Origin of the sequence: Roseicella sp. DB1501 (assembly GCF_013112485.1) — a bacterium.
Taxonomy (GTDB): Bacteria; Pseudomonadota; Alphaproteobacteria; order Acetobacterales; family Acetobacteraceae; genus Paracraurococcus.
The window spans coordinates 259,300-285,985 of sequence record NZ_JABFHG010000008.1 but is presented as its reverse complement, the minus strand read 5'-3'; the positions used below and the strand labels follow the sequence as shown (position 1 = coordinate 285,985).

The 26,686-nt window shown below is 73.0% G+C and carries 23 protein-coding genes and 1 pseudogene; 8 read left to right on the top strand and 16 right to left on the bottom strand.

The window, feature by feature from the left end:
* Positions 1 to 76 precede the first annotated feature (76 nt).
* From HJG45_RS17700 to HJG45_RS17690, 3 genes are all read right to left on the bottom strand, one after another.
* On the bottom strand, positions 77 to 367 hold the full coding sequence (locus HJG45_RS17700) for a hypothetical protein (RefSeq protein ID WP_171613429.1): 291 nt from the start codon (positions 365 to 367) through the stop codon (positions 77 to 79).
* Between the two features lie 216 nt (positions 368 to 583).
* On the bottom strand, positions 584 to 2,509 hold the full coding sequence (locus HJG45_RS17695; protein WP_171613428.1) for an FG-GAP-like repeat-containing protein: 1,926 nt from the start codon (positions 2,507 to 2,509) through the stop codon (positions 584 to 586).
* A 147-nt stretch (positions 2,510 to 2,656) separates the two neighbouring features.
* Positions 2,657 to 3,436 (bottom strand): class I SAM-dependent methyltransferase, encoded by a 780-nt coding sequence (locus tag HJG45_RS17690; RefSeq protein ID WP_171613427.1) that lies wholly within the window; start codon positions 3,434 to 3,436, stop codon positions 2,657 to 2,659.
* A gap of 121 nt (positions 3,437 to 3,557) precedes the next feature.
* Here HJG45_RS17690 and HJG45_RS28870 point away from each other — a divergent pair, with 121 nt between their 5' ends.
* Together HJG45_RS28870 and HJG45_RS28865 are read left to right on the top strand one after the other, a co-directional pair.
* Positions 3,558 to 4,019, top strand: a complete 462-nt coding sequence (locus HJG45_RS28870) for a helix-turn-helix domain-containing protein (protein ID WP_254452591.1) — start codon at positions 3,558 to 3,560, stop codon at positions 4,017 to 4,019.
* A 21-nt stretch (positions 4,020 to 4,040) separates the two neighbouring features.
* A pseudogene (locus tag HJG45_RS28865) lies at positions 4,041 to 4,379 on the top strand (transcriptional regulator); the annotation flags it as partial.
* An 18-nt stretch (positions 4,380 to 4,397) separates the two neighbouring features.
* Here the strand turns inward: HJG45_RS28865 and HJG45_RS17680 are convergent.
* The 7 genes from HJG45_RS17680 to HJG45_RS17650 all read right to left on the bottom strand — a co-directional run bounded on the left by HJG45_RS17680 (position 4,398) and on the right by HJG45_RS17650 (position 11,346).
* On the bottom strand, positions 4,398 to 4,580 hold the full coding sequence (locus tag HJG45_RS17680; protein WP_171613426.1) for a hypothetical protein: 183 nt from the start codon (positions 4,578 to 4,580) through the stop codon (positions 4,398 to 4,400).
* A gap of 96 nt (positions 4,581 to 4,676) precedes the next feature.
* Entirely contained in the window at positions 4,677 to 5,660 is a 984-nt protein-coding gene (locus tag HJG45_RS17675; RefSeq protein ID WP_171613425.1) for a tripartite tricarboxylate transporter substrate binding protein, read from the bottom strand.
* Positions 5,661 to 5,692: 32 nt separating this feature from the next.
* Positions 5,693 to 7,000 (bottom strand): fumarylacetoacetase, encoded by a 1,308-nt coding sequence (fahA, locus tag HJG45_RS17670; protein WP_171613424.1) that lies wholly within the window; start codon positions 6,998 to 7,000, stop codon positions 5,693 to 5,695.
* 14 nt (positions 7,001 to 7,014) lie between these two features.
* Positions 7,015 to 8,364, bottom strand: coding sequence for a homogentisate 1,2-dioxygenase (gene hmgA / locus HJG45_RS17665; protein ID WP_171613423.1), 1,350 nt, complete (start codon positions 8,362 to 8,364; stop codon positions 7,015 to 7,017).
* Positions 8,365 to 8,383: 19 nt separating this feature from the next.
* Positions 8,384 to 9,364: an MBL fold metallo-hydrolase gene (locus HJG45_RS17660; protein WP_171613422.1), complete on the bottom strand. Its 981-nt coding sequence runs from the start codon at positions 9,362 to 9,364 to the stop codon at positions 8,384 to 8,386.
* A 38-nt stretch (positions 9,365 to 9,402) separates the two neighbouring features.
* The gene (locus tag HJG45_RS17655; RefSeq protein WP_171613421.1) at positions 9,403 to 9,630 is read right to left on the bottom strand and encodes a DUF2783 domain-containing protein; all 228 of its coding nucleotides are present in this window, start codon (positions 9,628 to 9,630) and stop codon (positions 9,403 to 9,405) included.
* Positions 9,631 to 9,639: 9 nt separating this feature from the next.
* Complete coding sequence (locus HJG45_RS17650) at positions 9,640 to 11,346, bottom strand: FAD-dependent oxidoreductase (protein ID WP_171613420.1); 1,707 nt, start codon at positions 11,344 to 11,346, stop codon at positions 9,640 to 9,642.
* Positions 11,347 to 11,516: 170 nt separating this feature from the next.
* Here HJG45_RS17650 and HJG45_RS17645 point away from each other — a divergent pair, with 170 nt between their 5' ends.
* On the top strand, positions 11,517 to 12,320 hold the full coding sequence (locus tag HJG45_RS17645) for an IclR family transcriptional regulator (RefSeq protein WP_171613419.1): 804 nt from the start codon (positions 11,517 to 11,519) through the stop codon (positions 12,318 to 12,320).
* A 133-nt stretch (positions 12,321 to 12,453) separates the two neighbouring features.
* Here the strand turns inward: HJG45_RS17645 and HJG45_RS17640 are convergent, their stop codons facing one another.
* From HJG45_RS17640 to HJG45_RS17620, 5 genes are all read right to left on the bottom strand, one after another.
* Positions 12,454 to 16,197 (bottom strand): cellulose biosynthesis protein BcsC, encoded by a 3,744-nt coding sequence (locus HJG45_RS17640; RefSeq protein ID WP_171613418.1) that lies wholly within the window; start codon positions 16,195 to 16,197, stop codon positions 12,454 to 12,456.
* On the bottom strand, positions 16,197 to 20,687 hold the full coding sequence (bcsA, locus tag HJG45_RS17635; RefSeq protein ID WP_171613417.1) for a UDP-forming cellulose synthase catalytic subunit: 4,491 nt from the start codon (positions 20,685 to 20,687) through the stop codon (positions 16,197 to 16,199). Before bcsA ends, HJG45_RS17640 begins: the two co-directional genes overlap by 1 nt.
* Entirely contained in the window at positions 20,684 to 21,511 is an 828-nt protein-coding gene (locus tag HJG45_RS17630) for a cellulose synthase operon protein YhjQ/BcsQ (RefSeq protein WP_171613416.1), read from the bottom strand. The genes bcsA and HJG45_RS17630 overlap by 4 nt, the downstream gene beginning before the upstream one ends.
* 28 nt (positions 21,512 to 21,539) lie before the next feature.
* The gene (locus HJG45_RS17625; protein ID WP_171613415.1) at positions 21,540 to 21,989 is read right to left on the bottom strand and encodes a hypothetical protein; all 450 of its coding nucleotides are present in this window, start codon (positions 21,987 to 21,989) and stop codon (positions 21,540 to 21,542) included.
* Positions 21,990 to 22,220: 231 nt separating this feature from the next.
* Positions 22,221 to 23,108 carry a LysR family transcriptional regulator gene (locus HJG45_RS17620; protein ID WP_171613414.1) on the bottom strand — a complete coding sequence of 296 codons (888 nt, stop codon included), beginning with the start codon at positions 23,106 to 23,108 and terminating at the stop codon, positions 22,221 to 22,223.
* 134 nt (positions 23,109 to 23,242) lie between these two features.
* Here HJG45_RS17620 and HJG45_RS17615 point away from each other — a divergent pair, with 134 nt between their 5' ends.
* Complete coding sequence (locus tag HJG45_RS17615; protein ID WP_171613413.1) at positions 23,243 to 23,473, top strand: DUF1127 domain-containing protein; 231 nt, start codon at positions 23,243 to 23,245, stop codon at positions 23,471 to 23,473.
* Between the two features lie 43 nt (positions 23,474 to 23,516).
* The gene (locus tag HJG45_RS17610) at positions 23,517 to 24,371 is read left to right on the top strand and encodes a CmcJ/NvfI family oxidoreductase (RefSeq protein ID WP_171613412.1); all 855 of its coding nucleotides are present in this window, start codon (positions 23,517 to 23,519) and stop codon (positions 24,369 to 24,371) included.
* Positions 24,372 to 24,404: 33 nt separating this feature from the next.
* Here HJG45_RS17610 and HJG45_RS17605 read toward each other — a convergent pair whose 3' ends face one another.
* Positions 24,405 to 24,860 carry a MarR family winged helix-turn-helix transcriptional regulator gene (locus tag HJG45_RS17605; protein WP_171613411.1) on the bottom strand — a complete coding sequence of 152 codons (456 nt, stop codon included), beginning with the start codon at positions 24,858 to 24,860 and terminating at the stop codon, positions 24,405 to 24,407.
* Positions 24,861 to 24,936: 76 nt separating this feature from the next.
* Here HJG45_RS17605 and HJG45_RS17600 point away from each other — a divergent pair, with 76 nt between their 5' ends.
* From HJG45_RS17600 to HJG45_RS17590, 3 genes are all read left to right on the top strand, one after another.
* Positions 24,937 to 25,290 carry a DUF1428 domain-containing protein gene (locus tag HJG45_RS17600; RefSeq protein WP_171613410.1) on the top strand — a complete coding sequence of 118 codons (354 nt, stop codon included), beginning with the start codon at positions 24,937 to 24,939 and terminating at the stop codon, positions 25,288 to 25,290.
* A 16-nt stretch (positions 25,291 to 25,306) separates the two neighbouring features.
* The gene (locus tag HJG45_RS17595; protein WP_171613409.1) at positions 25,307 to 26,083 is read left to right on the top strand and encodes a VOC family protein; all 777 of its coding nucleotides are present in this window, start codon (positions 25,307 to 25,309) and stop codon (positions 26,081 to 26,083) included.
* A gap of 291 nt (positions 26,084 to 26,374) precedes the next feature.
* Positions 26,375 to 26,605 carry a hypothetical protein gene (locus tag HJG45_RS17590; protein ID WP_171613408.1) on the top strand — a complete coding sequence of 77 codons (231 nt, stop codon included), beginning with the start codon at positions 26,375 to 26,377 and terminating at the stop codon, positions 26,603 to 26,605.
* The last annotated feature ends 81 nt before the right edge of the window (positions 26,606 to 26,686 follow it).

The window sequence follows — 26,686 nt, the reverse complement described above, 5'->3', positions numbered from 1 at the left end:
GAAACGGCTCCAGCCAGCGATCGAGATCGCCGCCGACGCCGCCCAATCCTGCCATCTCCACCTCTCACAACGTCCGTCAGCGACCAGATGGAGGTGGCAAGGCCTGACTTGAAGTGCCCAGGTAGTGATAGGCGTCGTTATAGATCTGGATGAGGTCGGGACCCCAGAGCGCGATCATGGGGAAGCCGTTCGGCAGCAGCAGGTCAACCACCGCCTTCAGGGTGGGCGGCCAGCGCCCGATCGGGCCGAGCGGGGTCGCCGACCAGTCATGCGCGCATACCCGCCGGGCCATCTCGCTCTCGCCGAACGGCCAGGCGGCGGTCGCCGTCCCGGCCGCCGGACGAAGCTGGTCCGGACTCGCATCCATCACGACATCCCTCAAAGCGGTAGCCAACCACGCGGGCGGCATCGGTGCGGCCGGCGCTCGCCAGCCGACTATAGGGCACGCCGCCATCCGGTTAGGACCACCACGGTTCGCAAGGGGACGCGCCAAGCCTTGATAAGGGGCCTAAGCCGCAAAAGTGAAGGGCAAGGCGCGGGGAGGTCATGCAACCCCTACACCCCGTCTTGCTCCGACCCGCCCTCAGCCGATTGGCGACCAGAAGCTGGTGGGGAAGCCGAGCAGCGGCATGCCGGTCACCTGGCCGTCGTGCAGCATCCAGGCCGCCAACTCGCCGCCCTGGCCGCGCCAGAGCAGGTCGGTCTGGCCATCGCCGCTGTAATCCTCGGCCCCGGCGAGAGACCAATAGGCGCCCGGCGCCGCGATGATGCCGCCGCCCATCGGCATGCCGTTGGCGCCGAGGGTCCAGAAGCTCGTCTCGCCATGCTGGCCCTGCCAGAGGATGTCGGCCTGGGCGTCGTCGTTGAAGTAGCCGGTCCCGGCGACATGCCAGTAAGTGCCCGGGTTGGAGATGATGCTGGCGCTGCTCGGCCGGCCGCCATCCATCGTCCAGAAGGCGACGGTGCCGTCCTGGCCGCGCCAGAGGATGTCGGTCTTGCCGTCGCCGCTGAAATCCCCGGTTCCGGCGATCGACCAGAAGGCGCCCGGCGCGCCGAGGAAATTGGCCTGGCCGTTGGCGACGTCCCAGGTATCGACCTCGCCATTCGCGCCGGTCCAGAGGATGTCGGCCTTGCCGTCACCGTTGAAGTCGCCGGTGCCGGCGATGTGCCAGTAATTCGTCGGGTTGCCGAGCAGCGTCTGGGCGACGATCTGGCCGCCGTTCATGGTCCAGAGCAGGACCTGCCCATCGGCGCCGCGGAACAGCAGGTCGGCCTTGCCGTCGCCGGAGAGGTCGCCCGCCGCGGCGAGCGACCAGACGTCGCCGATATTGGCGAGGAGGCTGTTGGTCTGCACCGTGCCGCCGCTCTGCGTCCAGACGACATGGCTGCCATCGGCGCCGGCGAGCAGGATGTCCGCCGTGCCGTCGCCGTTGAAGTCGTGCGTCAGCGGATGTGCCGGCTTCGGCGGCGGCGGGGCGTCGAGGACGGTGCCGGTTCCGTTCGTCCCCACCTGGGCGCCGGTCGGCGTGGTGAGGGCGAGGGTCAGCGTCTCGTTGCCCTCGGTCAGGCCGTCGGTCTGGGTGTGGACGATGACGGTCTTGCTGGTCTCGCCGGCAGCGAAGGTGAGATCGCCGGCGGTCGGCAGGAAATCCTCGCCGGCCTTCGCCGTGCCGTTGACCGCCTCGTAATGCACGGTGACCGCCGTCGCCGCGGTGCGGTCGAGCGTCACCGCGAAGGCGAGGTCGCCGCCCTCGGTCGCCCGGGCATCGCCGGCGCTGATCTTGATCGGGGGCGGATGCAGCAGGTCCCATTGCGCCTTGAGCAGCGCCATGGAGGCGGCGTCGATGGCGTTGGGGCCGAGCTGGAAGGTGAGGGTGAAGCTGTCGTCGGAGAGGCGGTCCGGCTGGGTGAGCGTATAGACGCCGCCGGGCATGTAGATCCCGCCGACGATGCTGCTCGCAACGCCCCAATCGGCGCTGGCGCCGGCCGGGATCGTGCCGAGGATCTCGAAGTAGTTCGGGGATGTGCCGGTGAGCGGCAGATCCGGCCCGGCGACAGGATCGGCAAGCGCGGTATCGCGGATATGCGTGCCCAGGCCGAAGCCCGGGAAATCCTCCGCCGTGAGCCCGGAGAAGTTCGTATAGAGGGGCGGCGCGTCGCTGCTGCCGAACACGTCGCTGTTCGCATGGGCGTAGACGACGACTGAGGCGGCGCCGTTCGTCGCGTCGATCGGCACGCCGAGATCATTGTGGAACACGATGCGCATGGGGGCCCGCAGGTCGAACAGCGTACCCCCGAGCGGGTCCTGGAAGGTGACCGTGAGCTTGCCGTTCGCGTCGCCGAACAGCGCATCGAGATCATAATGCACGTCGACGGTCATGCTTCCGACGCCGCCATGCGGCGCGGTGCCACCGCTGAAGGTCGTATTGCCGAGAAGAGTGATCTGGTCTGGAAGCGTGACGGTCCAATGCCGCAGGGAGTAATCCGATACCGTCTGAACGTGCGACATCCATGCCCCCTGAAATGCGGGATGGAATCGATAACACGTCGAATACGAGACAATGTTCCCGGCTAACTCAAACCTTTGTCAGTTGGACAATGAGCCGCGACGGCGCCGCATTGCGACGCCCCGCGCCCCGCGCTCACCCCGCCCGCATCACGCGCCCGGCCGCGCCGCCCGGAACAGCGCCACGTCCAGATCGAAGGAGCCATCCGGGCCAATGGCGAAATGCCGCCGCACCTCGGCCGGCGCCACCGCCTGCAGCGCCCGGATCGCCTCCGCCTGCACCCGCGGCGTGCGCATCCGCGCCACCCAGACCGCGAATTCCATCCGTACCCGGAAGGCAGCCGTCGCCTCGACGGCGAGGCCGGCCGCGGCCAACGCCGCCTCCCACTCCGCGCGGCTGCGGTCCCGCACATGCGAGGGGTCGCGCAGCAGCTCGACCGCCTGCAGATGCGTGTCGCAGAGCGGCGTGCCCGGCGAGACCGCGTCCACCACGGCGAACAGCCCGCCCGGCCGCAGCACCCGCGCCGCCTCGCGCAGCCCGGCATCGAGATCGGGCCAGTGATGCGCGCTGTAGCGGCTCAGCACCGCGTCGAAGGCGGCATCCTCGAAGGGCAGCGCCGCCGCGACGGCCTGCTGCGTGCGCAGGTTGCGCAGCCCCCGCTCGGCCGCGGCGCGGGCCACGGTCTCCAGCATCCCGGCCGAGAGGTCGCAGGCTACCACCTCGCGCACCTTGGGGGCGACCGCGAAGCCGACATGGCCGGCGCCGCAGCCGAGATCGAGCACGCGATCCCCGGCCCGGCCGCGCAGCAGCGCGGCGAGCGCGTCGAGATCCGCGCCCTGCGCATGCACCTTGCTCGTCAGATAGGTTGCGGCCTGGGCTCCGAACTGCCCGTCGACCAGCGCCTCCAGCGACCTGTCCGTGGCTGTCATCCTCGCCTCCTCCGGCGGATTGCACCCGATGATGCGGGCGCGCCCGCCGCGCATCGGGCGAGGCATAGCGCCGCCCGGACACTGGCGTGAGGCGGGCATTTATACTGGTATGAATGCCACCATGACGGGCCACGATGACGGGATGAGCGAGGCGGATCGCCGGCGCGAGCTGGGCGGCTTCCTGCGGGCGCGGCGCGAGGCGCTGAGCCCGGCAGCGGCCGGGCTGCATGGCGGCGGGGCGCGGCGGCGCACCCCGGGGCTGCGGCGCGAGGAGGTGGCGCAGCTCGGCGGGCTCAGCGTCACCTGGTACACCTGGATCGAGCAGGGGCGACGCGAGGTCTCGGTCTCGGCGGCGGCGCTCAACCGCCTGGCCGGCGCCCTGCGGCTGGACCGCGCCGGGTGGGCCTATCTGTTCGAGCTGGCCGGGCGGCGCGACCCGGATGCGGGCGCGGCGGAGGACGAGGCGGTGCCGGCGGCGGTGCTGGCCGCGGTCGCGGCGATCGCCTGCCCGGCCTATCTGCTCGACCGTTGCTGGACGGCGCGGGCCTGGAACTCGGCGGCGGCGCGGCTCTTCGCCGGCTGACTCGACGGCGCGGGCGACCGCAACCTGCTGCGCTTCATCTTCCTCGCGCCGGGCGCCCGCCGGCTGATCGAGGACTGGGAGGGGCGGGCGCGACGCGTCGCCGCCGAGTTCCACGCCGCCTGCGGCCCGCATCTCGACGATCCGGCGCTGCGTGCCCTGGTCGGCGAGCTGCGCCGGCGCAGCGGCGATTTCGCGCGCTTCTGGGATGCCTATGGCGTGCTCGGGCGGGAAGGCGGGATGCGCAGCTTCCACCATCCGGAGGACGGCCTGCTGCGCTACGAGCAGGTCACCTTCGAGCCCGCCGGCCGGCCGGACCTGACGCTGACCATGCTGATCGGGCCCGAGACCGGGCAGGGCTGATGCCGCGCCTCGGCCGCGTCACCGCTCCGGCGCGGGGTCGCCGGTCTCCATATGGCCGCATTCCACACAGAGCCAGACCGGCTGGCCGGTGATGTTGATGAGCTTCCAGCGGTCGTTCCAGCATTCGGGGCACGGCTTGCTCAGGCGCAATGCGGTTGGCCGCCGGGGCGGATAGCTGCGATCTCCCGGCGCGTCGGACAAGCAAGGCCTCCCTGCGAACCGGCCAAGTGTCAGACCAAGCGCAAGGCGGGATCAAGCCCGAACTGGACAGAGTCGGCGCGGCGATGCGCGCGAGGCTCAGTCGAGCGCGATTCCGCGCTCCTTGATCAGCGGAACCCAGATGGCGCGCTCGGCGGCTTCCAGCGCCTCGAACTCCGCCGGGCCGCCGGCCAGGGGCTCGAGTCCGATGCCGCGCATCCGGTCGGCGACGGCGCGCTCGGCGAGAGCTGCGGCCAGGGTCGCGGCGAGCCGCGCGGCGATCGCATCCGGCGTCCGCGCCGGCACCACCAGCCCCTGCCAGGCATAGGCCTCGAAGCCCTTGAGGCCGAGCGCCTCCTGCACCGTCGGCACTGCGGGCAGGTCGGGATGCCGGGCCGCCGAGCAGAGGGCGAGCGGCGTCACCCGGCCGGAGCGCAGGTATTCCGCGCCGGAGGGAAGGTCGAGGATCATCGCCTCGACATTGCCCGCCAGCAGGTCGTTCAGCGCCGGCGCGGCCCCGCGATAGGGGACATGGTTCAGCCGCGTCCCGGTCTCCTTCGACAGCCGCTCCATCGTCAGGTGATGCGGCGAGCCAATGCCGGCCGAGGCGTAGTCGTGCTCGCCCGGCTTCGCCTTGGCCGCGGCGAAGAAACCCGCCGCGTCGCGGAAGGCCGAGCCCTGCCGGACGGTCAGCACCAGCGGGAAGCGCGCCATCAGCCCGATCCGCCGGAAGTCCCGGCGCGGATCGTAGGGCAGGCTGCGGAAGAGGGCCGGGTTGAAGACCAGCGTGCCGTTATCGGCCGAGAAGACCGTGTAGCCGTCCGGCGGCGACTTGGCGGTGGCCTCGGCGCCGATATTGGTCGCGGCGCCGGGGCGGTTGTCGATGACCAGGGGCTGGCCGAGCGTCGTCGCCATCGCCGTGCCGAGGATCCGCGCCAGCGTATCGGTGCCGCCGCCCGCGGCATAGGCGACGATCCACTTGATCGGGCGATCGGGATAGGCCTCGGCGCGGGCGATGCCGGGCCAGGCTGCGGCAAGGCCGGCGGCGAGGGCCGCGCGGCGCGGCAGGCGGACGTCGTTCAAGGATGTTTCCTCCGGTCGGGTCTGGTCGCGGCTCAGCTGCCGTGGGCGGGCAGGACGCAGCCGCGGCACTCGCCGAATCCGATGCTGGTGCAGCCCTGGCGTTCGGCGCGGGCGAGCAGGAGGATCTCGTCGCCGTCCTCGAGCGCGCGGCGCTCCTCGCCCGAGGCGAGGCGCACCGGCTGCTGCCAGCCGCGCGTGGTCTCGAGCAGGCTGCCGCAGCCCTCCGGGTCGGGGGCGGAGAGGGTGCCCGAGCCGAGCAGGTCGCCCGGCCGCAGGTTGCAGCCGTTGCTGCTGTGATGCGCGACCATCTGCGCCGCGGTCCAGTACATGTGCCGCGCGCTGCTCCGCGCCAGGCGGTGCGGCGGCAGGCCCTTCTCGCGCATCCCCGGCGTCGCCAGCAGCACCTCGAGCGCGAGGTCGAGCCCGCCCTCCGCCTGGTCCGCCGCGTCCAGCAGGTAGGGCAGGGGTTGGGGATCGCCCTCCGGCCGCGGCGGCTGCGCGGCGCGGAAGGGGGCGAGCGCCTCGGGCGTGATGATCCAGGGGCTGATGGTGCTGGCGAAGCTCTTCGCCAGGAAGGGGCCGAGCGGCTGGTACTCCCAGGCCTGGATGTCGCGCGCCGACCAGTCGTTCAGCAGGCAGTAGCCGGCGATGTGCGAAGCCGCCTCGCCGATCGGGATCGGCGCGCCCAGGTCGTTGCCGGGACCGATCCAGAGGCCGAGTTCCAGCTCGTAGTCCAGCCGCTCGCAGGGGCCGAAGCTCGGCCCTTCGGGGCGCGGCCGCTGGCCGTTCGGCCGGCGGATCGGCGTGCCGGAGGGCACGATGGAGGAGGCGCGGCCGTGATAGCCGATGGGCACATGCTTGTAATTCGGCAGCAGCGGATTGTCGGGCCGGAACACCCGGCCGACATTGGTCGCGTGGTGGATGCCGACATAGAAGTCGGTGTAGTCGCCGATGCGGGCCGGCAGGTGCAGGGCGCAGTCGGCCGCCGCGTGCAGGCAGGGCTCGACCCGGCCGCGCTCGGCGCTGCCCTCGGCGAGCAGCGCCGAGAGCTGCGTCCGCAGCGCCCGGCGCGGCCCGGCGCCGAGGCCGAGCAGCGCGTTCAGCGTCGCGCCGTCCGCCGCCGCCGCCGCGCGCGCCGCCTCGCCGCTCAGCAGCCCGGCGGCGAGCAGCGCCGGCAGGTCGAGGATGCGGTCGCCGATCGCGACCCCGGCGCGCGGCGCCCCGCCCGGCGGCGAGACGACGCCGAGCGGCAGGTTCTGGATCGGGAAGTCCGGATGGCCGTTGGCCGAGGCCACCCAGCTCCGGCGCTTCGGGTCGTGGGTCTCGTCGATCCTGCTCATGGCCTCGCTCACCATTAGCGCCGGCTCGGGTCGAAATGCCGCCGCAGCGGGCGGCCGTACTCGCCGTAATCCTGCTGCAGCTCGGGCAGGCCGGCGGCCCAGGCGGTGACGCGCTGCAGGAAGCGGGTCTCGAACATGAAGGCCATGGTGCCCTCCTGCTTGTGCGGCCTGAGCTCGGCCTGGCTCGCCCCCTCGAAGGCGGCGGCGTCGGGCCCGTGCGGCAGCATGGTGTTGTGCAGCGAGACGCCGCCCGGCTCGAAGCCGCCGCCCGGCTTGGCGTCGTAGACGCCGTAGATCAGGCCCATGAACTCGCTCATGACGTTCATGTGGTACCAGGGCGGGCGGAAGGTGTTCTCGGCGACCATCCAGCGGTCGGGGAAGATGACGAAGTCGATATTGGCGGTGCCGGGCGTCTCGGAGGGCGCGGTCAGCACGGTGAAGATGCTCGGATCGGCATGGTCGAAGAGGATCGGGCCGACCGGCGAGTAGCGCCGGAGGTCGTATTTGTAGGGCGCGTAGTTGCCGTGCCAGGCGACGACGTCGAGCGGCGAATGGGCGATCTCGGTCTCCCACAGCGCGCCGCCCCATTTCACCGTCAGGCGGCTCGGCGCCTCGCGGTCCTCATAGGCGGCGGTGGGGGTGAGGAAGTCGCGCGGATTGGCGAGGCAGTTGGCGCCGATCGGCCCGCGCTCGGGCAGGGTGAAGGCGCCGCCGTAGTTCTCGCAGAGATAGCCGCGCGCCGGGCCGTCCGTCAGCGCGACGCGGAGCTTGACGCCGCGCGGGATCACCGCGATCTCGCCGGGGGCGATGTCGATGCGGCCGAACTCGGTCGCCAGGCGCAGCCCGCCCTGCTGCGGCACCAGCAGCATCTCGGCATCGGCGTTGTAGAAGTACTCGTCCTGCATCGAGCGGGTGACGAAGTAGAGCGAGGCGGCCATGCCGGCCTGGCTCGCGGCGTCGCCGGCGGTGGTCAGGGTGCGCACCCCCTCGACGAAGGAGAGACCCTCGGGGGGGATCGGCACCGGGCTCCAGCGCATCGGCGCCGGTGGCAGCTCGACCTCGAGGCAGGGGGCGCTGCGCCAGAGCCGCGCCTCGGCCTTGCGGAAGCGGCCCCAGTTCGCCACCGTGGGGCGGATGCGGTAGAGCCAGCTGCGCTCGTTCGTGGCGCGCGGCGCGGTGAAGGGCGAGCCGCTGAGCTGCTCGGCATAGAGGCCGTAGGCGCAGCGCTGCGGCGAGTTGCGCCCCACCGGCAGCGCGCCGGGCAGCGCCTCCGTCTCGAACTGGTTGCCGAAGCCGGAGAGATAGGCGGGCGCGTCGCCGCCGAGGCCAGGCTGCGACGCGGTGAGCGGCTGCACGACGTTCATGGCTGTGGCTCCTCCCGTCTCAGGATTTCAGCTCGGCCGACTTCATCTCGGCGCCATGCTCCAGCGCCCGCCACATCTCGACATCGCGCTCGGCGGTCCAGATGCGCGGATGGTCGATGCCCTTGGCCTCGTCATAGGCGCGGGAGACGTCGAAGGGCATGCAGTGCTCGAAGATCACCCAATGCCCGTATTTCGGGCGCATCGCCGCCATCGCCTCGTCATAGACCTGCTTCAGCGTCGCGCCCTTGGCGACGCCGGCCCTGGCGATGCCGAAGAGATCGGCGGTGAAGGCGGCGGTGCCCTGCAGGCCTTCCTCCACCTCCGCCTTGGTCAGCAGGCTGCGGCCGCGGCCGGGGACCAGCTTCTCCGGGCCAAGGGTGCGGATCGCCGCCAGCGTGCCCGGCCAGTCGGCGAAATGCGCGTCGCCGCAATAGGGCGTGGCGCCGAACTCCACCGTGTCGCCGGCGAAGCAGACCTTCTCCTTCGGCAGCCAGACCACCGTGTCGCCCGCGGTGTGGCTGCGGCCGATATGGATGATCTGCACCTCGCGCCTGCCCATCCACAGCGTCATCTTCCTGTGGAAGGTAACATGCGGCCAGGTGAGGCCGGGGATGCTCTCCTTGCCGCGGAACAGGCGCGGGAAGCGACCGATCTCGCTGTCCATGTCCTGCTGGCCGCGCTCGACGATCAGGTCGCGCGTGACGTCCGAGGCGATGATCTCCGCGCCCTCATAGCCCGAGGCGCCGAGCACGCGGACGGCGTGGTAGTGGCTCAGCACCACGTGCTTCACCGGCTTGTCCGTCACCTCGCGGATGCGGGCGATGACGTCGCGCGCCATGGCCGGCGTCGCCTGGGCGTCGACGACCAGCACGCTGTCCTCGCCGACCACGATACCGGAATTCGGGTCGCCCTCCGCGGTCCAGCCATAGAGGCCGGGGCCGAGCTCCTCGAAGGAGATCTGCTTGTCGGCGAGGTCGTTGCTGCTAGCGAAGCCTGACATGGGTCTCTTCCTCTCGATCTGGGTCGGTCGGGCCTGCTTCAGGCGACGACCTGCGGCGTGTCGTCCCGCCCTTCCGGCTCGATCCCGGCGCGGGCCCTGGCCATCGCCTGCCGCAGCACCTCGGCATCGCCGATATGGTTGGCCAGCAGCAGGATCAGCCTGGCATTGACCAGCCGGCTCTGCGCCGGCGTCAGGTCGCGGTGCAGCGCGACCAGCGCCTCGTAGACGTCGTCGGGGGCGGCGAGGTTCAGCTCGGTGTTCAGCATGGCATCCCTTCACCCTTGCCCGATGGCGCGGGCCAGCGCCGCCCGCACCAGCGCCGGATCGAATTGCCGCCAGCGGGCGGCGACATGCTGGTCCGGCCGCAACAGGTAGAAGGTGCCGGGCGTCGCATCGTAGCGCCGGGCGAGCAGCCCCTCGCTGTCCTCGATGCAGGCGATGCCCGGCCACTCGGCCGCTGCGGCCCCGGGCGGCAGCACCAGCAGCGGCTGCACCGGCACCGCGCCCCGCGCCAGGCCGCGCAGCGCCTCCAGCCGGGCCGGGGGCAGCGCGCCGCCATCGCCGAAACAAAGGCCCGTGAAGCCGCTGCCGCCAAGGCTGGCGAGCAGCCAGCCCGGCTCCCCCTGCCGCCGCACCGGCGCATCCGCGGCGGGCGCGCCGGGGAGCATCGCGCCGAGGAAGGCATCCGTGTCGGGCGTGTTCAGCGGCGAATCCCGGTAGGTGCTCGGCAGCGAGAGGCGGCCGCTGTTCACCAGGCTGCGGGCGAAGCCGCAATCCCTGGCGAGGTCCAGGGTCGCGTCGCGGAAGGCGCGGCTCGCCTCGTTCTTCGGGGTGATGAAGTCGGTGCTGCGGGTGGAGTTGCGGATGTTCTCCTCCGCGGCGAGGACCCGCTCGGCATCGTAGCTGTCGAGCAGGCCCTCGGGCGCCTGGCCGGCCAGCACCAGGCGCAGCTTCCAGGCCAGGTTCTCGGCGTCCTGGATGCCGCTGTTCGCGCCGCGCGCGCCGAAGGGCGAGACGCCATGCGCCGCATCGCCGGCGAAGAGCACGCGGCCGTGCCGGAAGCGCTCCATCCGCAGGCAGGCGAAGGTGTAGACGCTGACCCATTCGAGGGTGAAGCGCGTGTCGCGGCCGAGCAGCGCCTGGATGCGCGGGATCACCCGCTCGGGCTGCCGCTCGGCCACCGGGTCGGCTTCCCAGCCGAGCTGGAAGTCGATGCGCCAGACACCGTCCGGCTGCCGGTGCAGCAGGACCGACTGGCCGGGATGGAAGGGCGGGTCGAACCAGAACCAGCGCTCGGTCGGAAAGGCGGCGGCGGCCTCGGCCTCCAGGCGGATATCGGCGATGAGGAAGCGGTCGCGGAAGCTGCGGCCGCGGCTCTCCAGCCCCATCGCCCGGCGGGTCGGGCTGCGGGCGCCGTCGGCGGCGACGAGCCAGTCGCAGCCGAGGCGGTATTCGCCCTCGGGTGTCTCGACGGTGAGCGCGATGCCCTCCGGCCCCGTCTCCAGGCCGGTGACCCGGTTCTTCCAGCGGAGGTCGATATTGGCCAGCGCCCGGGCGCGCTCCAGCAGGAAGCCCTCGGCATAGTATTGCTGCAGGTTGACGAAGGCGGGGCGGCGATGCCCGGCCTCGGGCAGCAGGTTGAAGCTGTAGACCGGCTCGTCGCGGAAGAAGACCTTGCCGAGATTCCAGGTCACGCCGGTCTCGACCATGCGCTCGCCGCAGCCGAGCCGGTCCCAGATCTCGAGCGTGCGCTTGGCGAAGCAGATGGCGCGCGAGCCGGTGGAGAGGCGGTCGTCCTCGTCGAGCAGGACCACCGGGACCCCCTGCTGCGCCAGGTCGATCGCCGCGGTGAGCCCGACCGGGCCGGCGCCGACGATGACGACAGGATGCCGGACGGGACGCGCCGCATCCTGGTCCGGCGACCGGACGTAATCCAGGACGAGTGCCTGGTAGTCCACCTGCCTGGCCGCGCTGCCGTCCATGCCCTTCCTTCCCCCCGGCGGCTCGTTCGGCCGCCCTTCGCCGCGGTCCCGGCGCCGGATGCGCCATGATCCAGCGTGTTGCCCGCGCTTGCTACGTATTATGTAATTCGCTATGTATGATGTAGCAAAATTGGGGAGGCGGGAGTCAAGCAATGGATTCTCAAGCAGCCGTGAGTCGCGGAAGCCGGGCCGAGGCGGGGACGGATGCGCGCGGCGGCGTCAATTCCGTCGAGGTCGCCGGCCTGCTGCTGCGGCTGCTGGCCGAGGCCGGCGGCCCGATGCGCCTCGCCGATCTCTCGCGCGCCGCCGCCATGCCCTCGGCCAAGGCGCATCGCTACCTGGTGAGCCTGGCCCGGGCCGGGCTGGTCGAGCAGGACGCGACCACCGCGCGCTACGAGCTCGGCCCGCTGATGCTGCGCGCCGGCCTCGCCGCGCTCGGGCGGTCCGATGCGCTGAAGCGGGCGGAGCGGGTGCTGGAGACGCTGGCCGCGCGCACCGGGGAGACGGCGGCGGCGGCCGTCTGGGGCACGCATGGGCCGACGCATGTGCGGCTCGTCGAGGCGCGGCACGAGCTGGCGGCGAGCGTGCCGCCCGGGCATGTCTGCCCGCTGACCTTCTCCGCCTCCGGGCTGGTCTTCTGCGCCTTCGGCGATGCCGCGCAGACGCGTGCGCTCGCCGCGCAGGAGGTGGCGCAGAACCGGGCCATGGCGCGGCCCGGCGCGCCGACCAGCCTGGCCGCGCTGGACCGGCTGGCGGAGACGGTGCGGGCGCGGGGCTTCGCCACCGTCGCCAATGAGGGGGAGGGTGGCCTCTCCGCCGTCTCGGCACCAGTCTTCGAGGCAGATGGCCGGCGGCTGCGCCTCGCGCTCACCGTCTTCGGCCGCGTCGGCCGCCTCAATGTCGATCCGGCCGGGCCGGTGGCGGCGCTGCTTGTCGAGGCGGCGCGCCAGCTCGCCGCCGAGCTGCACGGCTAGCGGCGCCGCCCGGGCCTGTCGCCTCCCGCTGCCCTGCCGGCGGCTTCGCCGCGGCAGGCTGTGACGCATCTTGGGCCTCGAGCGCCTGACGGGGACCCCGCGACGGCGCGCAGCGACGTCGTGGGGAATACCCTTATGGCCCCAGGCGCTGGCGCAGATAGACCATGGCCCGCGTCTCGTTCCAATTCGCTGCCCGGTCGTAGCGCAGCGTGCCGCCGATCTGCAGCGAATCGGTCAGCGGATAGCTGCCGTCGAGCCGTACGCCGCCGATGACGCCGTTGCGCGTCTGCCCGTTGTATTGCGTGCTGAGCGTCGGGTCGCCGGCCGCCTGCGCCTCGAGCGAGCGCTGCAGGCCAGGGTCCTTCGGATAGAGCGGCGAGCTGCTCTCGTGCCAGTTGGTGTAGCCGAGCGAGCCGCCGATCCGGTAGTCGAGCTCGCCCCAGCGCCCGCGATAATCGACCGGGATGTTCACGGCGGTGAAGGATTGCGGGCTGAAATACCCGCCCTGGCCGAGCGTGAAGTAGCGCAGGTTCTTGTCGTAGCCGAAATACACCAGGTCAAGTCCGGTGGTCAGCTCCTCGCCCGGCTTGCGCAGCACGGCGTAGGAGAAGCCGGCGCCGGCCTCGACGCGGCTGTTGTCGGCGACGCCGCTGCCATCGAAGCTCGACCAGCCGCCGCCGCCATAGAGGGTGACGGGACCGGTCGTGTATTCGAGCTGCGCCCGCCCGCCGGTGCGCGTCACGCCGCCCCAGCTGCGGCCGCTCAGCGGGTCGCGCTGGCCGCCCCAGGAGAGCAGGCTGTCGGTCACCGCGCGCCGCTCGCCGGTCACCCGCAGCCGCAGGCTGTCGTTCAGCAGCGGCGCGAGCTCCACGCCGCCCAGCATGTTCTCCTTGAGGAAGCCGAGCGGCGTGGTGCCGGCATCGAGGGTGAAATTCGGCCGCTGATAGGCGAGGCCGAGGCCGACGCCGCTGGCATCCTCGCGCGGCCGCGCCGCCGCGCCGGGATTGAGCGCGTTGCTGCCGAAGCGCCGCAGGCTGTCGGTGTCGGTGCTGAGGCTGCCGGTGCTGACCGTCACCGGCGTGACCCGCGCCACGATGCGCCCGTTCAGCGTCTCGGAGCGGATCGAGGCCTCGAGCGGCGTCGAGAATTCCTGCAGCCGATCGAGGCCGGACGTGCCGGAGCGGCTGCGCAGCGCGACGCCTCCCTGCAGCCGGCTCGCCCCCTCCTCCTGCACCGAGGCGAGCTCGCGCGCGATGTCGATCGAGACCTGGTCGCGCAGCGGTGGCGCGCCGAGCCCGGCGCTCGAAGGCGCGGTGGCGCTGCTGCCGAAGGAGACCTGGCGCAGGAAAGGGTTGGGCGCGGCGAGGCCGGCCGCCTCCGCACCGCCGCCCGCCGCCTGGCCGAGCTGGATGCGGCGCAGCTCCTGCGCCTCGCGCAGCGCCCGCATCGCCCGCCGGTCATTGCCCGAGGCACGGGCGATGCGCGCCTCCATCAGCTTCACCCGCGCATCCATCGGATGCAGGGCGAGCGCCTCCTCCAGCAGCGATTCCGCCCGCGCCCGGTCGCCGGCGAGGATCGCGGCATCGGCCGCGGTCATCCGCGCCTCGAGGTTGCGCGGGTCGCGCGCCAACACCGCCTCGGCGATGCGCCGCGCCTCCTCCGGCTGCCGCGCGCCGTTGTGCAGCCGCGCCAGGGCGAGGCGGATGCTGGGATTCTCCGGATCGGCGGCGAGCAGCGGGGTGAGCTGGTCATAGGCCTGCGCCTGCTGGCCCTCCTCGTTCAGCCGGTCGGCGGTGCGGATGGCGCTGCCCGCCCGCAGCGCGGCGAGCTCGCGCCGCTGCTCCGCGGTCAGTCGCGGATCGGCGCCGAGCAGCCGCGCCTGGGTCTCCGCCTCGGCGCTGTTGCCGGCGGCGAGCAGGGCGCCGGCGATCGCCAGCCGCGCCGTCGGCGAGGCATCGGCATTTACCGCGAGCGCCAGCCGGGCGGCCTCCGCCGCGCCATTGGCATTCCCGGTCGCGCCGAAGGCGCGGATGACCGCGGCGGCGGTGGCGCCGCTCGGGTCGCGCCGGCTGGCCATCGCCAGCAGGCGCTGGCGGATCTCCGGGCTGCGCAGCGCGTCGGCGGATCCGGCGACCTGCTGCACCTCGTCGACGGTGCGGGCGCGGGCGAGCAGGGCGTTCATCGCCGCCGAGCGTTGTCCGGCCGGCACCCGGCCGAGCAGGGCCACGACATCGCCGCTGCGCCCCTGCTCCTCGGCGAGCAGCGCCGCGGCATGCAGCGAATCGGCATCCGCGCGGCCGGCGAGCCGGTCCTCCACCAGCGACCGCGCCGCGGCGGCCTCGCCCTGGCGCGTCATGATCCGCGCCAGGTCGAGCCGTACCCAAGGGTTGCCCGGCTCGGCCTCCATGGCCTGGCGCAGCAGCGCCGCCTTGTCGGCGAGGTCGGTGGTGCGTTCGGCGCTGGCGCGCAGCGAGGCGGCCCGCGCCGCGCCGGGGCTGGCGGGGCCGCTTGGCGGCCGCAGCCGATCGGCCTCGGCGACCCGGCCCTGGGCGCGGAGCGCGCGCTGCAGCCCGGCCGTGGCGGCGCCGAAATCCGGCCGCCGGGTCAGGGCGGCGCGGAAGCGGGTCTCGGCGGCCGTGGCGTCGCCGCGGCGCAGCAGCACCTCGCCGAGCAGCGCCTCGGCATCGGCGCGGTCCGGCACCTCGCGGCCGATCGCCTCGCGCAGCGCCTTCTCCGCCGCGTCGAGATCGTTGCGGGCAAGCGCGGCGCGGCCCTCCTGCAGGCCGACTGCGTAGCTCGCGCCATCCAGCGCCGCGCCCCAATGCAGCCGCTGCTCCGGCGCGATGGCCAAGGCGCGCTCGATCAGGGTCTTCGCCTCGGCGGCGCGGCCCTCGCGCAGCCGCACCACGCCGAGACCGGCGAGGGCATCGGCATCCTCGGGCTTCACCGCCAGGGCGTCGGCGAAGCCGCGCTCGGCCTCGCGCAGCCGGTTGCCGTTCAGCTCCTCGAAGCCGCGGATGCGCGCCTGGTCGCCCTGGGTGATGGCCGGGCGAGCCTCGCGCAGCTCGGCGAGGCGGCGGCGCATCGCATCATCCTCGGGGAAGCGGGCGAGGAAGGCCTCGACCGCTGGCCGCGCGGCCGGGTCGGTGCCCTGCCAGAGCACCGCCTGCCGCCAGGCGCGGGTCGCCGCCTCGGCCAGCTCCGGCCGGTCGGCGAGGGTGCGCAGCCGCTCGATCCCCTCGGCGCGGCTGCCGGCGCGGTAGGTCAGCACCTCGGCCAGGGCGAGCTGCAGCCGGGCATCATTGGGCGAGCGCGCGGCGAGGGCGGTCAGCCGGTTGCGCGCCTCCTCGAAGCCGGCCGGCGTGCCGGCCAGGGTCTGGTAGTACTCGACCGCATTCTCGGGCGGCGGCCCCTCGGCACCGAAGATCGTCCGGTAGCGGGCGACGGCATCGGCGGCGCGGCCGTCGCGGCCGAGGCGCCGCGCCTCGGCCAGCGCCGCCGGGTCGATGCGGTTGGCGCGCAGCGCGGCCTCGACCTCGGCGAGGCGCGGATCGGCCGCGTCGCGCTGCCGGAGCCGGGCGAGATAGCCGCCGGCGCGCTGGGCATTGCCCATGCGGGCGGCCGCCCGCGCCGCGCCGGCCAGCGCCGCGGCATTGTCGGGCGCGACGGCGAGCACGCGCTCATAGCCGCCAAGGGCCATGTCGAAGCGGCTCTGCTCCTGCCAGAACTCCGCCTGGCGCAGCAGGGTGGCGACGGCCCCGCCCTGGGCATGGGCCGCCGCGGGGCCGAGGCCAAGCGCGGTGGAGAGCGCGGCGGCGGCGAGGTGGCCGCGGCCAGGGGGACGGCCCGGCGGGCGGCCAGGCGGGCGAGGCGGCATCAGATCTTCCCCCGCAGGCGAAGGATGGCGCGCCGGCGGAGCGCCGCATGCACGGTCAGGCCCAGCAGCAGCCCGCTCGCCAGCAGGAGCAGCATCAGGCGGAACGGGCTGTTGCCGAACCAGCGCTGCGGCCAGAGCCAGAAGGGGAGGGCGCCCGAGTCATAGGTCGGGCCGGTGCGGAAGCTGGCGATCTGGTCGCCGTTCAGCAGCGCCAGGTCGCCCTGGATGCGGGGCAGTTGCGCCGGGTCGCGCAGCACGGCGACCATGGCCTCCACCGCCGCCGGGGTGGCGCCGGTGACGACGAGCAGCGACTTGCCCGGCTGCAATGGCGATTCCAGGCCCATCAGCGTGCCCATGCCCTCATGCGCATGGGCGAGCATGGCGGAGGCGCTGACCCGCTCGGCCCGCGAGGGGCCGCCGAGGACGATGGCGCGCGCGGTCTGCAGCGCATCCGGCACGGTGACGGTCAGCCGCTCGCCCTCCAGCCGCACCGCGGTGTCGCGCAGCAGCGGGCGCAGCGCGCCGAGCTGGCCGAGCGCGCCGATGGCGATCAGCTCGCGCGTCGCCACCTGCTGCATCTGGCTGGCGCTGGCCACCGCGATCCCGGTCGCCGGGATGCCGACCTGGGTGGCGAGCTGGCCGACGAGGTTGAGGAAGGCCGAGATCTCCACCGGGTTCGGCCGGTCCGGCAGGATGAAGCCGGTGTCGGAGAGATCGGCGAGGCGGGTGTAGGGGAAGCCGGCGCTGGCGAAATGCGCGAGGTTTGGCAGACGCGCGAAGCGATGCGCGCGCGAGAGGTCGATGGTGCTCTCCGGGTCGATGCTGGCGCGGATGTCGCCGGGCGTCGCGCCGCATTCGCCCCGGCTGAGCGGCCGCATGTCGAAGCGGAGCTGCAGCTCGTTCTGGCCGAAGACGAGATAGGGCGGCAGGCCGAGATGCCCGCTGGCGGCGCCGGCATCGGCGCTGGCCTGCGACATCAGCCAGCGCCAGGGGGACCAGCCCGCCGTGTCGGCCAGCCGGAAGCTGCGCAGGTAGGTGTCGCCGATGGAGACGTCGAGCCGCGCCGCGGCGAGGTCGATGACCGGCGCAGGCGGGTTGCGGAAGGCGATGTCGACGCCGAGCGGGCGGTTGCGGAAGGTGACGAGGTCGGGCGCGGTGCGGAAGGGGATGCGGACCGGGCCGGGCGCATAGCCCGAGGCCTGCAGTTCGCCGGCCGAGACCAGCTCGCCGAAGCGCACCGGGCGGTCGGTGCGGATCCAGCGGGGCGCGTCATAGGGATGGCGGGCGGCGAGGCGCGGCGCCTCGACCTGGGCGATCGGCCCGGCCAGCGTGCCGCGGCCGGCGACGAGGGCGAGCGCCGCGGCGGCCGTCTCGGCGCCGTTGCGGCCGGCGACGACGAGCAGCGTGCCCATCGGGTCGTTCGGATTGGCCAGCAGGGCCAGCGTCGGGCCGTCGATGCGGGGCATCGTCAGCCCGGCCGGCTCCTGGCCGGTGCCGGAGAGGAGCAGCAGCGCATCGCCGCGCTCGGGCAGGTCGTTGCGCACCGGGAAGCGGGCGCCGCGGTAGTCGGCGAGCTGCGCGAACCAGGAGGTGGCGATCGCCGCCGCGCGCAGCGCCGGGGTGCCGGGCTCGGCCGGCAGCACCACCGGCAGGGTCAGCGGCTCATGCGTCACCCGGGGATCGAAGAGCGGCTGCGGCAGCCGCGCCAGGTCGCGCACCGGCGGCAGCCGCTCGATGGTGAGCTGCAGGGTCGACTGGTCCGAGATATTGGCCCAGAGCAGCCCGGAGAGCGGGTCGTTGCACTCCGTCGTGTAGCGGCCGGCGAAGCGGAAATTCAGCCGGTTTGTCTCGGCGAAGAAGAGCGGGTTGAGGGGGAATTCGAGCGGCCCGAAGCTCGCCTGCGCCGGGTTCGGCCGAATCGAGCCGACCACCTGCTCGTTCAGCGTGATGGCGACCTCGCTCTGCCCGGGCAGCAGGGCGGGCGAGGCGCCGCCGATGACGACGAGCCGGGCATCGCTCACCACCTCCTCGGCGCGCAGGCCGAACAGCAGGCCCTGCAGGTCGGAGATGCCGCGCAGCTGCATCGGGCCGCGCAGGCCGAGCTGGTTGAGGCGCAGCGTCACCTGCCGCGCCTGGTCGCGCAGCGCCGCGGCGGCGGGCGGCTCGGCGCCGGGCGGCGATGGTTGCTGCGCCGCCGCGGCGGCGGGAAGGGCGAGGCAGAGCAGCAGCGCCGCCGCCTTGCCGGCGGCCGGGCTCATCCGGCTCGCCCGGTCCAGGCGCGGCTGGAGGATGTCGGACATGCGATCCCTGGTCTCGGTTTGGGTGGGCTTTCCGGCGGGGGCGTTGCGGCGCAGGTCGAAGCGGAGGCCGCCGCTGAAGACGTTGAAGGTGCTGGCGACCACGGCCCGCAGGGCGCGCAGCGGCCGGTCGAGCGGGAAGGCATCCCAGCCCAGCCAGGCATCGGCGCGGCCGAAGACCGTGCGCACGATGGCGGCCTCGTCGGCGAGCGAGGCAGGGGTGAAGATCAGGTGCACCGCCTCACCCTCCCACTTCACCACCTTGGCCGGCACGCTCACCTGCTCGGTCGGCAGCACGAAGCGGGCCTGGAGCTGGTCGCCGTCCCGCAGCCCGGTCGGGCGCAGGGCGGTGAGCGCGCCGCCGCCGAGCGAGAGGTCGCTCGTCATCGCCTCGACCTCGCGGCCGTCAGGCAGCTGCAGCACCGCGGGCAGGATGGCGGGCACGCGGGCGTTCTCGCGCAGCTGCGCGCGCTCGCGGCCGACGGCGATGCTGGCGAGCAGCGGCACCAGGCAGAGCGCCGCCCAGATCGAGTTCAGCAGGTAGGCCTGGAACTGCAGCGTGTTGGAGCCGCTGGTCAGGGTGCCGTGGATGCCAATGGCGAGGCCGCAGCCGAGCAGCGCCGCCATGATCAGGTTCGGCAGCACCGCGCGGAAGTCGAGATAGCCGTTGGCGATGGTCCCGCCCTTGGCGGTAACGTTGAACTTACCCTTGCGCGGCGAGAGCAGCGTCATGATCGTCACCGGCAGCAGGTGCACCGCGAGCGAGGTCTCGTAGATCTCGCTCCAGAAGGAATGGCGGGTGTTGCCGGTGATGCGGCTGTTGGTGACGATGGAATGCACCATGTGCGGGCCGGCATAGGCGAGGATCGCCAGCGGCGAGGCGGCGATGATGTTCACGCCGAGCAGCAGGTAGGCGAGCGGCGAGGTGAGGAAGATCAGGCGCGGCAGGCTGAACAGGAAGCTGCTCGCCGCCATGAAGTAGCAGAGCCGCTGCCAGAGGGTGAGGCCGGAGGCGAGGAGCGGGTTCTCGATCCGCAGGATCTGGATCATGCCGCGCGCCCAGCGCATGCGCTGGCCGATATGCAGCATCAGCCGCTCCGTCGCCAGGCCGGCGGCGAGCGGCAGGCGCAGATAGGCGGTGCGCCAGCCGAGGCGCTGCATGCGCAGCGCGCAATGCGCGTCCTCGGTCACCGTCTCCGTCGGCACGCCGCCCACCTGCTCCAGCGCGGTGCGGCGGATGACGGCGCAGGAGCCACAGAAGAAGGAGGCGTTCCAGAGGTCGTTGCCCTGCTGCACGCGGCCGTAGAAGAGCAGCCCCTCGTTCGGCACCTTGCGGCCGTTGGCGAGGTTCCGCTCGAAGGGGTCGGGCGAGTAGAAGTGGTGCGGCGTCTGCAGCATGCAAATCTTCGGGTCGCGCACCAACCAGCCCACCGTCATCTGCAGGAAGGCACGCGTCGGGATGTGGTCGCAGTCGAAGATCGTCACGAATTCGCCGCGCGTCAGCTTCAGCGCGTGGTTGATGTTGCCGGCCTTGGCGCCCTTGTTGTCGGGCCGCACGATGTAGCCGGCGCCGGCCGCGGCGGCGAAGGCGCGGAATTCTGGCCGCCGGCCGTCATCGAGGATGTAGACCTTCAGCTTGTGCCGCGGCCAGTCCATCGCCAGGGCCGCCAGCACCGTCGGCCGCACCAGGTCCAGCGCCTCGTTGTAGGTCGGGATGTAGACGTCGATCTCCGGCCAGCTCTCGGGATCGGTGGGCAGCGGCACCGGCTTGCGGTCGAGCGGATGCACCGTCTGCAGGTAGCCGAGCGCCAGGGTGACGACCGCATAGGTCTCGGCGAGGAAGAGGCCGCTGCCGAGCAGCACCTGCAGCGGCGTCTCGAATTCCAGCGTCTCGGTCAGCCGCCAGACCAGGTAGCGCACCGAGACGATGCAGGAGATGGCCGCGAGGAAGAGGGTGACGCGCCGGCCCGGCAGGCGGCCGACCAGCAGCAGGGTGGCGATGCCGGCCAGCGCGAAGGCGCCCTGCTGCCAGGGCGAGAGCGGCACGATGACGATGACCGCCGCCAGCAGCAGGCCGGCGATGGCGGCGAGGGCATCCAGCGGCCGCAGGCGCGGCGCGCCCGGGCGGAAGCCCGAACGCGGCCCCGGTCGACGGGAGCGCCGCAGCGCCCGCCATCCGCGCGCCCGGCTCACGACACCACCTGGAAGCGCTGGCCGGCCTCGGCGGCGCCCTGCGGCCGCGGCGCCGGAAGGCTGGCGAGGAGGGCGGCGGCGAGCACCCGCATGTCCTCGAGCGCCGGGCTGGTCTCGGCCTCCTCTCCCGCCAGGGCGGCGAGCGGCTGGCGCTCGGCCAGGGCGCGGGGCACCCGCCGGTCGCGCGCCACGGCGCCGATGAGCCGGATGCCGAGGGCCTGGTCGGCGCAGCCGAGCACGGCGGCGGAGAGCGGATCCTCTGCCTCCACCTGGTTCAGCACCACCTGCACGCGGGCATTGCGCAGGGCGGCGACGGTGCCGCGGCCGAAATACTCGCCGGCGGCGAGCCGGGGCAGCAGCGCGGCGCTCGCGGCATCGGCGAGCAGCACGACGAGCACGGTCTGCGCCATTCCGGCGAGGATGTGCAGGGCGGTGGAGGGGCCGGGCGGCAGGTCGGCGAGCACGACCAGCGTGGGATCGGCCAGCATCTCCTGCAGCGGGGCCGCGAGCAGGGCGGGGGACTGGTCGAGCGCCTGCGTGACGCCGAGTGCCGCCCGCATATCGGCGGCGCCGTAGGGCAGCAGCAGGACGCCGCCGGCGGTCTCGACCATGGTCTCCCGCCAGTCCGTGCCCTGGGCGAGGCCGGAGACGAAGCCAGGCTCATAGTCGAGCGGCACGCCGAGATGCAGGCGCAGCGCGTTCTGCGGGTCGAAGTCGATGGCGAGCACGCGGTGGCCATGCCGCTGCAGCAGCGTGGCGATGTTGGCGCAGAGCGTGGTCTTGCCGACGCCGCCCTTGGGCGAGGCGAAGCAGATCAGCGGCACGGGGCGTTCTCCGGGGCGGGGCGGCGGGTCACTGGCCGGGCTTGTCCTGCGGCGCGGCGGCGCGGTGGCGGGCGACCGCCTGCATCACCTCCTCGAGCAGGCCATGGCCGAGTGGCGGCGGCGGGAGAGGTGGCGGTGGGGCGGGCGGGCGTGCCGGCAGCGGTCGCGCCGCGGGCGGGCGCAGCGCGGCGAGCGTCTCCGCCAGCATCCCGGACCGCGGCGCGGCGACGGGCGGCGGCGCGGGCATGGCCGGCTCGGCCAGGATGTGGGCGAGGGCGGGGAGCGGCGCCGGGGCGGCAATGGGCGGCACGGCTGGCTCTGGCGCGGCCGGCGGCGGCTCGTCCGGCGGCGCCGGCGCGGCCGCTTCCGCCGGCAGGTGCAGCGCCGAGACCACCTCCTCGAAGGGGAAGCTGACATAGGCGAAGCGGCGCAGCCCCAGCCGGCCGAGCACCGCGGCGATATCAGGCTCCTGATCCATGCGAGCGGTTCCTTCCCGGCGCAGGCCGTGTTGCGGCCACGGCCGGACGGTCTCCGCCGCATGGGCCGGAAACCGGTCCGATCGAGCCATCAACCTGAACGGTTGTATCCTGACATTTAATACCACAAATTGGCTGAGGATTTCATGTTTTGATAAAATTTAGTGAGGAATAAAAAGCTTTAAGTTGATGTTCCTGGCGCGGTTGGAGGCGCTGGCTGCCTCCCCCGCGCCTCAGCCGCCCGCGTGCCGGGCGACGTAATCCACGAAGGCCTGCACCCGCGGCAGCCGATGCCGGCCGGGGGCTGTGACCGCCCAGACCGGTACCTCCTCGGAGACGTGCTCGGCCTCGAACAGCGCCACCAGCCTCCCCTCGGCGATGTCGCGGGCGACGATGAAGGCGCTCACCCGGATGATGCCGAGCCCGGCCAGCGCCATGTCGCGCAGCGCCTCGGCGCTGTCGGTGGTGGCGATGCCGCGCACCGTCAGGCTCTGCAGGCCGGAGGCGGTGCGGAAGGGCCAGACGGTCAGCCGCGCCCCGCCGCGCAGTACCAGGCAGTCATGCGCGAGCAGCGCCTCCGGCGTCGCCGGCCGGCCGCGCCGGGCGAGATAGGCCGGCGCGGCGCAGACCACCCGCCGGCTCTCGGCGATCCGCCGCGCGAGCAGCGAGGAATCGCCCAGCGCCCCGGTGCGCAGCAGCACGTCCACCTGCTCCGCCACGAGATCGACCCGCCGGTCGGTCACGGTCAGGTCGAGGGTGATGGCCGGGTAGCGGGCGAAGAAGTCCGGCAGCAGCGGGATCAGCCGGTGCCGGGCGAAGGCGGTGCCGGTATTAACCCGCAGCAGGCCGCTCGGCCGGCCGCGGCAGGCGGTCACGTCCTGCTCGGCGGCCTCGATGAGCGAGAGGATGTCGCGCGACCGCGCCAGGTAGATCTCGCCCTCCGGCGTCAGGCCGAGCCGGCGGGTGGTGCGGGTGAGCAGGCGGACGCCGAGCCGCGCCTCGAGCCGGGTGAGCTGCTTCGACATGGCCGAGGCGGTGAGGCCGAGATCGCGTGCGGCGGCGGCGAGGCTGCCGGTCTCGACGATCCGGAGGAAGGCGGCCATGTCGGAGGGTTGGCTCAAGGCTGACGCCTCCATTGCTGACGATGGGTCACGAGTATCGGTCCATCTTGCCGGATTATCGCCGCGCGCGACCAGATCCACCTTGACCCCAGGAAGGCCGGCGACCGTCGCGTCGCCGCCGAGAGGGTCAGACGATGCACATCACCCGCGTGACCGCACCCGCCATCCCGGACCTCGCCTCGCGCCTCGCCCCGGGGCCGCGCCCGCAGCCCCGCACCCCCCATTGGCTGGCCTGGCTGGAGGCGCGGCTGGCCCGTCGGGCCGAGCGCCGGCAGCTCCTCGCCCTCGAGCCGCGGGAGCTGCGCGATATCGGCCTCACCCCGGCCGAGGCCTGGGCGCTGGCCCGCGCCCCGCGCCGGCGCTGAGACGCCCGCCGCATTGCTTGCCACGACACGGAGGATACCCGTCATGAGCCTCGACCTTGCCGAAGCTCCCCTCGCCACCCGGCCGCCCGCCACCATCGAGGCGGAGCTGAACTATCTCGGTCCGGTGGAGGGCCGCCCCTACACCTACACCTTCGAGCCGCCGGAGGGCCGGCCGCGCAGCAATATCGGCATCGCGCCGCACCGGGTGGCGATCCGCGACCTGCGGCCGCTCGCCGCCACCGCCTCGGTCGACCGCGAGGGCTTCGCGGTGGCACGCGGCGCTAGCGCGCTGCGCGACTTCAGCGACGAGGCGGCGATCCGCGCCGTCTACTACCCGGAGAGCGCCCGCATCCTGCAAGCGGCGACCGGCGCCGCGCGGGTGCATATCTTCGACCACACCATCCGCCGCCGAATCTCCGGCGCCGAGGATCGCGGCGCGGTGCCACGCCAGCCGGTCTCGCGCGTGCATGTGGACCATACCGAGCGGTCCGGGCCGCAGCGGGTGCGCGACCTGCTCGGCGAGGAAGCGGAGGCGCTGCTGCGCGGCCGGGTGCAGATCGTCAATCTCTGGCGGCCGCTGGCCGGGCCGGTGCGGGACATGCCGCTCGCGGTCGCCGATGCCCGCACCGCCGCGCCGGCGGATTTCGTGGCGAGCGACCTGATCTACCGTAACCGCGTCGGCGAGACCTACCAGGTGCGCTTCAGCCCGGCGCATCGCTGGTACTGGCTGCCGGAGATGATGCCGGAGGAGGCGCTGCTGCTGAAATGCTACGACAGCCGGCGCGACGGGGTGGCGCGCTTCGCGCCGCACACCGCCTTCGCCGACCCGACCGCGCCGGCGGACGCGCCGCCGCGGCAGAGCATCGAGATCCGCGCGCTGCTCTTCCATCCGGCGTAAGGGCGGGGGCCAGGGCGGGCACCTCGCCTTCTCTCAGCCGAGGCCACGCAGGGCGGTGCGGAGGTCATCCGCCCCGCAGCCCTGCAGCCCGGCCTCGATCGCGGCATGGGTGGCGCGCCAGATCGGCAGCGCCGCGGCCAGCCGGGCATGGCCGGCCGCGGTGAGGCGAAGCTGGCGGTTGCGCCGGTCGGCCGGATCGGGCGCGACCGAGACGAGGCCCTGCCGCTCCAGCGGCTTCAGCGCCGCGGTCAGGGTGGTGCGGTCCATCGCCAGCAGCCGCGCGACGGGCGCCATGGTCGCCGCCTCCGGCCGGTTGAGCGCCATCAGCAGCGAGAATTGCCCGTTGGTCAGCCCCGCCGGCCGCAGCGCCTCGTCGAAGCGGCGCGCCAGCGCGCGCGCGGCGCGCTGCACATGCAGGCAGAGGCAGGTATCGCGCACGGCGAGGGTGGTCTCGAAGGGGATCGGCTCGATGGCGGCGCGGCTTGACATGCGGCAAGTTACGTTGATATCAACCTGTTCGTCAAGGCGGCGCCGGGCCGCCGGGACAAGGAGAGGAAACTGTCGCATGCCCTATGTGGAAGGCTTCGTGCTCGCCGTGCCGGACGACAAGAAGGAGGTCTTTCTCCAACAGGCCGCCGCGGCGGCGCCGATTTTCAAGGAGTTCGGCGCGACGCGCGTGGTGGAGTGCTGGGGCGACGACGTCCCCGAGGGCAAGCGCACGGATTTCCGCCGGGCGGTGCAGGCCGAGCCGGGCGAGGTCGCGGTTTTCAGCTGGGTCGAGTATCCGTCGAAGGAGGTGCGCGACGCCGCCAACCAGCGCATCCGCAGCGATCCCCGGATGCAGGCGATCGGTGAGAAGATGCCCTTCGACGGCCGCCGCATGATCTTCGGCGGGTTCGTGCCGATCCTCGACGTCTGAGCCGGAAGGCGCGTCCATGGCGAACCCGCATGGCGACTTCATCTGGTACGAGCTGCTGACACCCGACCCCGACGGCGGCGCCGCCTTCTACGGCGCCGTGCTCGGCTGGCAGGCGGCGCCGGTCGAGGGATCGCCCATCGGCTACCGCCTTTTCGGCAGCGGCGAGACGATGGTCGCCGGGCTGCTTTCCATCCCCCGCGCGGGCGGGGAGGGGATGCGGCCGGGCTGGCTCGGCTATGTCGGCGTCGAGGATGTCGACCGGGCCGCCGCCGCGGTGCTGCGGGCGGGCGGCGCGCAGCATGTCCCGCCCACCGACATCCCGGGCGTCGGCCGCTTCGCCCTGGTCGCCGATCCCCAGGGTGTTTCCTTCTACCTGATGCGCGGCGCCAGCGCCGGGACCAGCGCCGCCTTCGCGCCGGGCCGGCCGGGGCATTGCCAATGGAACGAGCTTGCGACGCCCGATCCGGCTGCGGCACTCGGCTTCTACGGCGCGCAATTCGGCTGGCGGCCGGGCGATGCCATGCCGATGGGCGAGATCGGCGAGTACCGCTTCCTGGTCCAGGGCGGCCAGGTGATCGGCGCGGTGATGCCGCGCCTGCCGCAGGCGCCGGCAGGCTGGCGGTTCTATTTCGGCGTGGCGGATATCGACGCTGCGGCCGCGACCGTCGCCGCGCAGGGCGGCAGCCTCCAGCTTGGACCGGTGGAGGTGCCGGGCGGTCAGTTCATCCTTCAGGGACGGGATCCGCAGGGCGCGGATTTCAGCCTGGTCGGGCCGCGCCTGGGCACCGGCTGACCGGCGCGCCCGCCAGGGAGGGAGGGCGGCAACGTCCCCCTCTCGCCGGCGTTCGGGTTGGGCGGCCGGCCTGGTGGAGCTGCCATCCTCCGTGCCTGGCCTGCCGGCTGTCGCGGCGCGGTGAAAAGGCTGAAGGGCCTGTGATGACGACGCACGGTTTTGTTGGGAGATCGTAATGCCCGGACCGGTTTAACTCCGTCTAGAGGAAGCCCGGCGCATCCGTGGAGCCCCCGGCTCCGGAGACTCCCGCGCTGGACGGCCTGCATGACGTTGCGAGAGGCGCCCCCTGTGATGTTCAAGCATCTTGTCGTCGCCACGAACCTGCATCCGGGCCAGCCGCACTTTTTCGTCGGCTACAAGGATGACGGCGAGTACACCGAGGTCATCTGGACCAACGATAGCTGGCAGGCGCGCTGGTTCGACGCCGCCGATGCGCAGACCGAGGCGCAGCTGCTGCTGATGCTCTGCCCGAACTACACGATCGAGGCGCAGCAGGTGAGCAGCGCCGGCGCGGCGCGCTGACCGCGCGACAAGGCCGGGCCGGCGCGCCGCCCGCCCGATCCGGCGCCACGGCCGGGCGGGACCTGCCGGGCCGCGCACGGG

What these genes read in the sequence shown, in the direction of transcription:
- HJG45_RS28870 (WP_254452591.1), top strand. Translation starts at nt 3,558, where the DNA reads ATGACGGGCCACGATGACGGGATGAGCGAGGCGGATCGCCGGCGCGAG.
- HJG45_RS17615 (WP_171613413.1), top strand. Translation starts at nt 23,243, where the DNA reads ATGCACATCACCCGCGTGACCGCACCCGCCATCCCGGACCTCGCCTCG.
- HJG45_RS17590 (WP_171613408.1), top strand. Translation starts at nt 26,375, where the DNA reads ATGTTCAAGCATCTTGTCGTCGCCACGAACCTGCATCCGGGCCAGCCG.
- HJG45_RS17605 (WP_171613411.1), bottom strand. Translation starts at nt 24,860, where the DNA reads ATGTCAAGCCGCGCCGCCATCGAGCCGATCCCCTTCGAGACCACCCTC.
- HJG45_RS17690 (WP_171613427.1), bottom strand. Translation starts at nt 3,436, where the DNA reads ATGACAGCCACGGACAGGTCGCTGGAGGCGCTGGTCGACGGGCAGTTC.
- HJG45_RS17595 (WP_171613409.1), top strand. Translation starts at nt 25,307, where the DNA reads ATGGCGAACCCGCATGGCGACTTCATCTGGTACGAGCTGCTGACACCC.
- HJG45_RS17660 (WP_171613422.1), bottom strand. Translation starts at nt 9,364, where the DNA reads ATGTCAGGCTTCGCTAGCAGCAACGACCTCGCCGACAAGCAGATCTCC.
- hmgA (WP_171613423.1), bottom strand. Translation starts at nt 8,364, where the DNA reads ATGAACGTCGTGCAGCCGCTCACCGCGTCGCAGCCTGGCCTCGGCGGC.
- HJG45_RS17695 (WP_171613428.1), bottom strand. Translation starts at nt 2,509, where the DNA reads ATGTCGCACGTTCAGACGGTATCGGATTACTCCCTGCGGCATTGGACC.
- fahA (WP_171613424.1), bottom strand. Translation starts at nt 7,000, where the DNA reads ATGAGCAGGATCGACGAGACCCACGACCCGAAGCGCCGGAGCTGGGTG.
- HJG45_RS17600 (WP_171613410.1), top strand. Translation starts at nt 24,937, where the DNA reads ATGCCCTATGTGGAAGGCTTCGTGCTCGCCGTGCCGGACGACAAGAAG.
- HJG45_RS17650 (WP_171613420.1), bottom strand. Translation starts at nt 11,346, where the DNA reads ATGGACGGCAGCGCGGCCAGGCAGGTGGACTACCAGGCACTCGTCCTG.
- HJG45_RS17700 (WP_171613429.1), bottom strand. Translation starts at nt 367, where the DNA reads ATGGATGCGAGTCCGGACCAGCTTCGTCCGGCGGCCGGGACGGCGACC.
- HJG45_RS17640 (WP_171613418.1), bottom strand. Translation starts at nt 16,197, where the DNA reads ATGCCGCCTCGCCCGCCTGGCCGCCCGCCGGGCCGTCCCCCTGGCCGC.
- HJG45_RS17610 (WP_171613412.1), top strand. Translation starts at nt 23,517, where the DNA reads ATGAGCCTCGACCTTGCCGAAGCTCCCCTCGCCACCCGGCCGCCCGCC.
- HJG45_RS17625 (WP_171613415.1), bottom strand. Translation starts at nt 21,989, where the DNA reads ATGGATCAGGAGCCTGATATCGCCGCGGTGCTCGGCCGGCTGGGGCTG.
- HJG45_RS17655 (WP_171613421.1), bottom strand. Translation starts at nt 9,630, where the DNA reads ATGCTGAACACCGAGCTGAACCTCGCCGCCCCCGACGACGTCTACGAG.